The 8,545-nt window shown below is 36.3% G+C and carries 6 protein-coding genes and 1 pseudogene; all 7 read right to left on the reverse strand.

Annotated features, from left to right (window positions below):
* Nucleotides 1-425, reverse strand: a pseudogene (locus tag FJR38_RS27945) (peptidylprolyl isomerase); the annotation flags it as partial.
* 206 nt (nt 426-631) lie between these two features.
* Nucleotides 632-889, reverse strand: coding sequence for a hypothetical protein (locus FJR38_RS00575; protein ID WP_168534850.1), 258 nt, complete (start codon nt 887-889; stop codon nt 632-634).
* Nucleotides 890-963: 74 nt separating this feature from the next.
* Nucleotides 964-1,233, reverse strand: a complete 270-nt coding sequence (locus FJR38_RS00580; protein ID WP_168534851.1) for a hypothetical protein — start codon at nt 1,231-1,233, stop codon at nt 964-966.
* Nucleotides 1,234-1,366: 133 nt separating this feature from the next.
* The gene (locus FJR38_RS00585) at nt 1,367-2,899 is read right to left on the reverse strand and encodes an HlyD family efflux transporter periplasmic adaptor subunit (RefSeq protein WP_168534852.1); all 1,533 of its coding nucleotides are present in this window, start codon (nt 2,897-2,899) and stop codon (nt 1,367-1,369) included.
* Between the two features lie 115 nt (nt 2,900-3,014).
* Nucleotides 3,015-5,732 carry a peptidase domain-containing ABC transporter gene (locus FJR38_RS00590; protein ID WP_168534853.1) on the reverse strand — a complete coding sequence of 906 codons (2,718 nt, stop codon included), beginning with the start codon at nt 5,730-5,732 and terminating at the stop codon, nt 3,015-3,017.
* 21 nt (nt 5,733-5,753) lie between these two features.
* Complete coding sequence (locus FJR38_RS00595) at nt 5,754-6,350, reverse strand: helix-turn-helix domain-containing protein (RefSeq protein ID WP_168496026.1); 597 nt, start codon at nt 6,348-6,350, stop codon at nt 5,754-5,756.
* Nucleotides 6,351-7,268: 918 nt separating this feature from the next.
* A partial coding sequence (locus tag FJR38_RS27950; RefSeq protein WP_254449292.1) for an efflux RND transporter permease subunit occupies nt 7,269-8,545 on the reverse strand: 1,277 nt, incomplete at its 5' end.

An 8,545-nucleotide genomic window follows, 5' to 3' on the forward strand; every position in this document is an offset into this window, starting at 1 on the left:
TCTTGAAGAGCATAAAATATTTCTAGAGCTAAGTCTTCATCATCTAATATTACTTCATAGGTAACTGCTGCACTGTAATCAATTTGGTGGGCATAAAAGAATGGTTCAACTTTATCAGCAAATAAGTGATGAGCTAATTTTGCCGATAGGAGATTTAGCTGGGCTATTTCTTCAAAGTTATCTAAAGAAAGATAATGTTTTTGTAACCATTCCCAGGTTTCTTCTGCTTTAATGAGTTTATTAGCTAATCGTAAACTATCTGCTGACTGTTGTAACTCTGATATTTCGATATTAATACCTTCTTGTTCAGCACTTTCAGCAATAATTTTTTTAGTGGCGATCGCTTCTAATAAACTAGGAATTTGACAAGATATTTTAATGTGATAAATAATATCTTCTTGGGATACTTTTAAAATATCTGACATAATGTAATTCCTCAATTTACTAAACTGATTTAGAATAAGTTCTTACTGTATCTATCATATTTACCTAATATGTTATTTTCTTATCTCTATCTAATGGTACTTTTAATATTTTTGATAATTCATAAGTAGAAGAATTAACAAGTGTATATCCCTGACCTCTTCTAGAAGTCAGGGATCTTATAATTCATCAGTTATTTGGTAAATTTTTAGACTACTAAAAAGATGGCAGTTCTTGAAAAATCAACAGTGAAAATCTTGTTATCATAGATACCAAATGGTCCTCTATATGATGTTGATCGATTATTTATACCATCAAAAACAGTTGCTAACTGAACAGGATTAGCACTACCAAAAAAAGGCAGAAGACCATTACCTAATATTTGTTGTATTTCCTCTGAATTTAAGTTATGGAAAAATGTTTCTTCTTCAAGAAGTTTTAAGTCAGAAATTATGATTGCAGCCATTATCTTATGTTTCCAATCAAAAAGTGAACAGTTCTGCAATTGTGACACAATTGCTTTTAAATTTGCCCAAATAATTAACGATATACCCAAGCATTAACTGTGCGAGAATAATCTACTGTATTGATTTTATTATCAAAAAAGCTACCCCCTCCGTTACGCCTGTTATCAAACCTATTTACACCATCAAAAACGGTAGTGATCAAAACATTAGAACTTAGTCCTCCATTAGGAGAAACTCCCCAAAAGCTCCCCCCTAATACAGTCTCTAGTTCTAGAGTTTCTAAATCATTAATAAAGGTTTTTATCTCAATAGGGTATAAATCATAAATTACTATTTTCTCCATGGGATTATTCTCTCAATTTAAGTTAACTATTACATTTTTACATTATTTATCAGACAATAATGTAAAAGTTGCATATTAACGTCTTTTTTATAAGACATATTTTCAGGATTTTTGTCTTTGCTAATAATCTTCATTAAAGCTCTAAACCATTTTTTTGTAACTTTTTAAATGGGTCTAAGATGAAGTCAATGACTCGACGTTGACGGATAATTACTTCAGCACTTGCTGTCTGCCCTGGAGTGAGAGGAATCTGTTTATTCCCAACTTGAACATAAGGATTATCTAAAGCGATATCTAATTCATAAGTTTCTATAGGACTGTTACTATTTTCCTGAATCTTAGAATTAGGTGAAATCCAAGTAATTCGCCCTGATAAAACTCCATATTCTTGGAAAGGATAAGCATCAAATTTAATTTTTACGGGCATTCCTACCTTGACAAAACCACTATGTTGACTAGGCATACGTGCTTTCAAAATCAAAGCTGCATTTTTGGGTGCAATTTGAGCAATCATTTGTCCAGGTTGGACTACAGAACCAGGTTTTTTAATAGGTAATTCAAAAATTGTTCCATCAATAGGAGATCGAACAGTTCGTTGTTGTAGCTGTAAATTTAAAGATGTAATCTGACTCTTCGTTTGCATAATTTCTGATTGAAGAGCAGTAATTTGATTTTGTAAGTCTTTAAGCTGTTCTTGATTTTTTAATAGAACTAATTCACCTCCTTGTATGGCACTGTTATAACTACTTTCTTCTTCTTGTAATCGCAACTTTGCTTGTTCAATATCGGATTCAACTTGATTCATCAGGGACTGATAACGATTAACTTCTTCTTTTAATCGTAACTGTGCTGTTTGAATATTAAATTTTGCTTCTTCTTGTAAACGTTGACTCTCTTCAGCAATTTTTTCTAATTCGACTACTTTAGTTTGAGGAATTATACCTTCTTTTAAAAGTTGACGATAACGGGCCACTTCAGCAATATCTCGACGTAAGCGACTTGTCGCTATTCTATAGCTACTTTGAGTAGATTGTACATTCTGTTTTATCTGATCAATTTGGGCTATTTTCTCCAAATTTTGAAAATTAGAAGCACTTTTCCGGGTTTCAAATGTTTGTCGGGCTTGATTAACCTGAGCGAGTTTTTCTAATGATTGATATTGATTTTGCTGACGTTGAATATTGATTGCCATTAAAACCTGATTTCTGAGTATTTCTAGTTGAGTTTCACGATTTATTAAACCTTCTAATTTAGCTTTTGTCTGTTGAATTTCTGTTTGTAAAACTTCAGATTCCATTTCCACTAAAACTTGCCCAGCTTTAACTTGTGTGCCTTCTTTAACATTCACATTGATGACACTTCCAGTTACCACACTATCTAATTTTTGTGTTGCACCTTTGGGTTCTATTCGTCCAATAGCATTGCCTGTTTCATCAACCTTAGTTAACATTGTCCAAGGTAAAATAATTGCAGCAAAACTGACTAGTAAATATAACATGGAACGAGTCCATGCTTTTGGTAAAGCATCTAATAATTCTTCTGTACCGTAAAACCAATCTTTGGCTTTATCTAATGTCTGAGCCTGATGTTGAATAAAAGCCTTATGTTCAGTTGGATTCTGTAGCTTTTTTGTAGTTGTTGATTGTGGATAAGTTGACTGTGGCATAAGTAATTTAGGAGGATAGTAATTAAAAAAGTAAAAATTATTAACAGAGAATAGAGACGTTGGAGTTAACGTCTCTGAAGGTTTGATTTAGAACATGATCAATTAAACTAATTAATCAATTTGTTTGTGCTAATTGTTGTTGATTGAGATAGAAATAATGTCCTTTTTTGTTAATTAATTCATCGTGTGTACCGCTTTCCACTAAAACACCACGATCTAAAACTAAAATGAGGTCGGCATGACGCACAGTGGAAAGACGATGGGCAATAATGACACTTGTCCGTCCTTGCAGAATTTTCTTGAGATTTTTCTGAATAATGCGTTCAGATTCAGCATCAAGATGACTGGTAGCTTCATCTAATATTAAAAGTCGGGGATTGCCTAGTAAAGCACGGGCAATTGCTAAACGTTGGCGTTGTCCTCCTGATAACATTCCTCCACCTTCACCAATTTGGGTTTCATAAGCCATTGGCATTCTTTTAATAAACTCATCTGCACCTGCAAGTTGGGCTGCTTCCATGATTTCTTCTAAAGATGCTTCGGGATGGGCAATACTGATATTTTCCCGAATTGTTCCCCCGAATAAAAATGTATCTTGATCAACAACTCCAATTTGCGATCGCAACGAATGTAAGGAAATACTAGTCACATCTTGGTTGTCAATTAAAACTCTTCCATCTGTCGCTGGATATAAACCTAGAATCAATTTAGAAAGGGTTGTTTTACCTGAACCACTCCGACCCACAACTGCAACAGTTTGCTCAGGTAAAATCTCAAAATTTAGATTTTCTAGAATGTTAATTTCACTTTCATTATGATAACGGAAAGTAACATTATTAAAGCGGATTCCTCCAACCAATCTGGATAAATATTGCCGGGGTTGATTTTCTAAATCTTCCTCTGGTTGCGCTTCTAAAACATCATTAATCCGTTCTGTAGCAACAATCACTTCTTGTAATTGATTCCACAAAATAATTAGTCGTTGAAAAGGCTGAATAATGTTCCCTAACAACATATTAAAAGCAACTAACTGACCAATAGTAAGTTGATTCTGAATAACCAACCAAGCCCCAAACCATAGTAATCCAGTGCTGGCTAAGGATTGAACAGTAGAACTAACTAATTGCAGTTGATTACTAACTACTTGACCATTAAAGTTCTTTTTAATTAAATTATTTAGTAATTCTTCCCAACGCCAACGAACTGTTTGTTCAATTGCCATTGAGCGAATCGAAGAAATCCCAGTCAAGCTTTGAATTAAATAACTATTTTCCAGTGTTCCTGCTGTAAATACTTCCCGACTAATCCTACGTAAAAAGGGTGTGGCAAAAAATGTTAATAACACAAATGGCGGGACAATTGCTAATGTCATGAGTGCCATTGGTGGACTATACCAAAACATTAGTCCTACATAAACAAAGACTGTGAGTAAATCTAAACTAATAGACAGAGCTTCACCAGTAAGAAACCGTTGTATTTTTTGATTTTCTTGGACACGGGAGACAATATCCCCAACATAGCGGGATTCAAAAAATGCCAATGGTAAGCTAAATGTATGTTTAATAAAACCGACCATTAATGCTACGCTAATGCGGTTGGCTGTGTGGTCAAGTAAATATTGTCTTAACCCATTAATTGCCACACGAAACAAACCAAAGATTAACAATCCAAACCCTACTGTATTTAAAGTTAAGACGCTCCCTTGGACAATTACTCGATCTAACAAAAGTTGAGTAAATAAAGGTGTTACTAACCCAAATATCTGAATTAAGATGGAAGCAATAAATACTTCTAGTAGGACTTGAAAATGCGGTTTAACTAAATCCAATAACTGCCAAAATGGCGTGTTAGCTTCTTGTGTTTTCTTGAGTGAAGCTGTAGGTTCTAATAATAAAGCATAACCAGTCCAACCTGCTTTGAATTGACTGATTGTAAGCTGGCGTTGACCAATAGCAGGATCGGCGACAATTACCTGTTTTTTGGTAATTTCATAGACAACAATGTAATGTTTTCCTTCCCAATGGGCGATCGCTGGTAAAGGTTGTTGAGCAAATTTATCCAAGCTGGCTTTTACTGGCCGGGTAGCAAAACCAAGGCTTTCTGCGGCTGCACTCAAACTCCGCATGGATGCACCACTACGGTTAACATTAGCTAGATCCCGCAGTCTATTAATACTGAGATTTTTACCCCAATAACGACCAACCATTACTAAACAAGCAGCACCACAATCAGCCGCACTTTGTTGTTCAAAAAATGGATAACGTTTACTAAATTTACGCCACCAATTGCTGGCAGTAACAGTAGGAATAGGGAAATATTTAGGGCGCTTTGTCGGTTGTGTTTCGGGAATTATCGGTTGGCTAAAATTAAGACTTTTTGCTTCTTTCGGTATTTCTTGAATGGGAATTTCTGGAGATTTGGGAGTATTAATTAATTCGGCTTGATGCCACAACCGCTCATAAATACTCGGATATGTTTCTATTACTTTCCTCAATGTTTGTTCGGGAAGATAGGCAATGTTTAAATTCACGGAAGCTCTAGCAACATAACTGCTAAAATCTTGTTCTGGAAATAAAGTTAATTCCCCAAATGATGATCCTGGAGTGAGGGTAGTAATTAAGTTATTGGCACTATCAAGTAATCTGGCTTTACCTGTCAAAACAATGTAAATTCCTGGCTTGGCTGTATCAGCTTGCCAAAATTGCTTTGCTACTGGTGGTTCAATAATTTCTAAACCCTGGATACAATCTGCAACTGCTTGATCTGATAGCGAATCACCCAAGGTTTGTTTAATATGTGTAGCTAACTGTTCTTGAGAAAACGCTGATCGCATTTCCTAACCTCCAAAACACTATTATTTATTGGTCTGCATGAGATTAAATGACCAATTGAAACTAGGTTCAGATGGAGAATGTAAATCACGAATTGTAATTGCCACATCCTGATTTTCAGTAGTTATCAATGGGGAACTTTTTCGTTTAGTAGAAAGTCCCATTTGTTTAAGAAGACGGTTAATATGGCGATCGCTAATTTGAATCCCTAACTCTTTTGCTAAATGTTTACTCAACCATTGAGCCGTCCAATCACTAAAAGCATAGCCATATTCACGGGGACTACAATTAACTAATTCTTTCAATCTTTCAATATATTGATGATTAACAATCTTTGGTCTACCTAATGGGCGCTGATTCCATTTGTGCGCCATACCCGCCTCAGCTATTCCTATCCAATACCTAGCCATTTCCTGAGAACAACCAATCATTTCACAAATATGAGTTTGCGATTTCCCCATATCTGCTAATAACATAATCTCAATCCGTCGCCGATATTCTGGTTGTGAATTACTTTGTAAATTTTTTAGTAATGCTTTGCGCTGAAAAGGTGTTAAAAATTTACTTTCGTAGGAATCGTAAATATTAACAACCTGATCTTGATGAGAATAAGATGACATAATTCTTACCAATTGCCTTCTACTTTCAAATGTGGGCAAATCTATCTCTGACATCTATTCCTCAAAAATAGATGCAAAAAATTTCCAGACATTCAGTATTAAATCTGTAGGATGTTTTATGGGTATTCATTTAATTCTCAATATATGTGCAACAGGCATAGCTGTTATGTCCCTTAATAAACAGCATTGTCTGGTAAAACACCTACAGATAAACTCAAATAATTTCTGTCACTAATGCCAAATTTATCTGCATTAGTTAATTATCCAAAAATCCACTTAGGGCATAAAAGTATCCCTAGTTTAGATTTGAGGATCTTCACAAACACTGGTATTCAGGTTTATAAATTAACCTTAAAGTATTTAAATTCATGCAGTTTTGATCACCCAATAATTACGGAACATCTGTTCCACACATTGCAGCCTCAAAGTAGATACAGTCAGAAAGGATATAATCTATCTCTTAACACTATCCTAAAATTAGAAAATTCTCATCAGCAGACTTTCTTAAATATAAGATTGTCTGTTTGATAAATTTAGATAAAAAAGTGACAAAGCTTTAATTGTTATTTTTAAATTCTGCTATATCTTTTTCTAAAATTTATATAAAAAATAAAATCTTTACCAAATATTCATAATATCTTTACATAAAATTTATATAAACTGCAATTTGTTAAAAATATATTAAGTAGGTGAACAGAAAAATTTAAAGGTATGTGAAGAAAAGTAAAATCGCCCAAAACTCTCTTCCTGTTCCCTGTTCCTCCGCAGTCGCTCCACTTGGGGAGACCCCAAGACCGCGCTGCTCTCTGTTCCCTTGCCCCAACGACAATTTTTAACGCCCACCTACTTACATAACTTCCCTGTGTGATGATATACAAGAACCCCACCCACTACGGGTGAAGCTCCCATACACAAAAACTAGCTATCAACTCCAGGCATCAATTGTTTGCCAAACTTAGCGTAAAGAGCCGGAATAACTAATAAAGTCAAAGCTGTAGATGTAAATAAACCGCCCAAAACTACAATTGCCAAGGGTTGCAGAATTTCATTTCCAGCCCCACTAGCGATCGCCAAAGGCAACATCCCTAATGCAGAAGTGAGTGCGGTCATCAGGATAGCATTAACTCGCTCTAGAGAACCTTTAACAATCACATCTTTAAGAGGCATTCCTTGAGCAAACTTATTGTTATAGTTGTCCACCAATAACAAACCATTGCGGACAGCAACGCCAAATAAGGTAATGAATCCAATCAAAGAAGCGATCGACATCACACCGCCACTCAAAGCAATGGAAACAATGCCACCCACCAACGCCAAAGGCAGATTAAGCATGATGGTGATTGTTGCGGAGAGCGATTTAACGGAGAAGAACATCAACACCGCAATGGCGATCGCTGCCAAGATACTAAATATCAGGAGATTATTAGTAGCACGCTGTTCTGACTCAAACTGTCCACCGTACTGGATGAAGTAGCCATTCGGGAGTTTGATTTTCTGTTGAATTTGGGATTGAATATCGCCGACGACACTGCCCAAATCACGCTCGGCCACATTTGCCGAAACAACTATCAGCCGTGAGACATCTTCCCGATTTACAACATTCGCCCCCATACCGTATTCTACTTTAGCAACCACACCCAATTGGATAGTTTGCCCAGTTGGGGTAGTGATGGGAATAGCGCGAATGGCATCTAAACTATTGCGGGCTTTCTCCGTCAAAGAGATAGAAATATCAATAAGCTGCTGATTTTCTGCCACTTGCGACACCACACGACCATTTAAAGCAGTTTCCACCACATTTGACAACTGCTCCATACTCAATCCATAGGTTGCAGCCGCCGCCCGATTGTAATGAATTTGTACCTGACGAATGGGTAATTGGGGTTCAAGCTGCAAATCTACAATTCCGGTAATGGGCTGAATCACATCTCGCACTTGTTCGCCAATCTTTCGCAGTTCGATTAAATCAGGTCCAAAGATTTTCACAGCGATCGCACTTCTGACCCCCGACAGCACTTCATCCATCCGGTGAGAAATAAATCCACCAATGTTAGATGCTACACCAGGCAGTTTATTGAACTCTTGCCGCAATTGTTTAATACTGGCTTCCCGGTCTTCGAGGGCGCGATCGCTCAATTCTACGTCCACATGAGCCATACTCACCCCGCTCCATCTGCATCTCCTGGAGTGCGTCC

It is taken from the genome of Anabaena sp. UHCC 0253, assembly GCF_009712085.1.
Classification (GTDB): Bacteria; Cyanobacteriota; Cyanobacteriia; order Cyanobacteriales; family Nostocaceae; genus Dolichospermum.

What these genes read in the sequence shown, in the direction of transcription:
- FJR38_RS00575 (WP_168534850.1), bottom strand. Translation starts at nt 889, where the DNA reads ATGGCTGCAATCATAATTTCTGACTTAAAACTTCTTGAAGAAGAAACA.
- FJR38_RS00580 (WP_168534851.1), bottom strand. Translation starts at nt 1,233, where the DNA reads ATGGAGAAAATAGTAATTTATGATTTATACCCTATTGAGATAAAAACC.
- FJR38_RS00585 (WP_168534852.1), bottom strand. Translation starts at nt 2,899, where the DNA reads ATGCCACAGTCAACTTATCCACAATCAACAACTACAAAAAAGCTACAG.
- FJR38_RS00590 (WP_168534853.1), bottom strand. Translation starts at nt 5,732, where the DNA reads ATGCGATCAGCGTTTTCTCAAGAACAGTTAGCTACACATATTAAACAA.
- FJR38_RS00595 (WP_168496026.1), bottom strand. Translation starts at nt 6,350, where the DNA reads ATGTCATCTTATTCTCATCAAGATCAGGTTGTTAATATTTACGATTCC.